Annotated in this window: 1 protein-coding gene; it reads left to right on the top strand. The window is 69.0% G+C overall.

Features of this window, described 5'->3' with window-relative positions; translation table 11 throughout:
• Nucleotides 1–355: 355 nt before the first annotated feature.
• Nucleotides 356–1,282: IS110 family RNA-guided transposase (locus FOY51_RS27030; RefSeq protein ID WP_235916818.1), on the top strand; the 927-nt coding region annotated here is incomplete at its 3' end.

The raw sequence follows: 1,282 nt of genomic DNA, 5'->3' as shown, positions 1-1,282 counted from the left end.
CCTAATCGTTTAGTAGGGATGGGTGGCCGGTCGACTGGCCGGGATTTGTTCCTTGTGGGTCTGCCGCTCGGTGATGCCTGTGTTGTCCCGTCGTTCGACGGCTTACGAAAGAACGGCGCGCCTTGCGGCAGACCCCGTATGTGGGTGGTGGGATTCCGTTGCCCGAGCGCGCCGCAGGGTCGACCTCCGATTGGATGTTCCCGAGCTTCGAGCTCTTCGACAGAACGAGGTCCTGCGGTGTGCTGGAGTCACGGACTGCTAGTGAGATGACGGACCTTCGAGGCCTGCGATTAGGGCGCTGCGTGACTCCGCCGAGGCTCGTGCTGAACCGACCGGAAGGAGTGAGCAATTGCATTTGTACTGCGGAATCGACTGGGCCACAGCCCATCACGACGTCGCGATCATCGACGCCGACGGGACGTTGGTGTCGCGGCGACGCGTCGGCAACGACGCCGCCGGATTCGCCGAGCTGCTGACCATGCTGGCCGAGGCCGGCGACACCGCCGCGGATCCGATCCCGATCGCGATCGAAACCGACCGCGGCCTGTTGGTGGCCGCACTGCGCGCGACCGGCCGCGAAATCTATCCGATCAACCCGCTCGCGGCCTCCCGCTACCGGACCCGGCACGCGGTGTCCGGCGCGAAATCCGACGCTACCGACGCGCTGCTGCTGGCCGACATTCTGCGGACCGACCGCCACAAGCACCGGCCGTTGCCCACCGATACCGAACTGGCTCAGGCGATCCGGGTCCTCGCCCGCGCCCAACAGGATGCGGTGTGGTCGCGCCAGCAGATCGGCAACCAGGTCCGCGACCTGCTCAAGGACTTCTATCCCGCCGCGCTGGCCGCGTTCGCGGACCTTCCCGAGGGCGGGCTGGCCCGCCGCGATGCCCGCACCATCCTGGCGGCAGCCCCGGCACCCGCTCAGGCTGCGCGGTTGAGCCGCGTCCAGCTGCGCAAGCTGCTGGTCAAGGCCGGTCGCCAGCGTTACCTCGACCGCGACATCGACCGGCTGCGCGAGGTGTTCGCGGGCACTTACCTGCACCAGCCGTCGCAGGTCGAAGCCGCGATGGGCATCCACCTCGCCGCGCTGCTGCGCCAGTTCGACGCCGCCTGCGCCGCCGCCGACGAACTCGCCGAGGCGGCGACCGCCCATTTTGACCGGCACCCGGACGCCACGATCATCACCAGCTTCCCCGGCCTCGGTCGGCTGGCCGGTGCCCGGGTGCTCGCCGAGATCGGCGACGACCGCGCCCGCTTCGCCACCGCGCGCGGCCTGAAA

The sequence above is a fragment of the Antrihabitans cavernicola genome (assembly GCF_008297975.1).
GTDB classification, from domain to species: domain Bacteria; phylum Actinomycetota; class Actinomycetes; order Mycobacteriales; family Mycobacteriaceae; genus Antrihabitans; species Antrihabitans cavernicola.
This window is presented reverse-complemented; position numbering and strand designations above follow the sequence as displayed.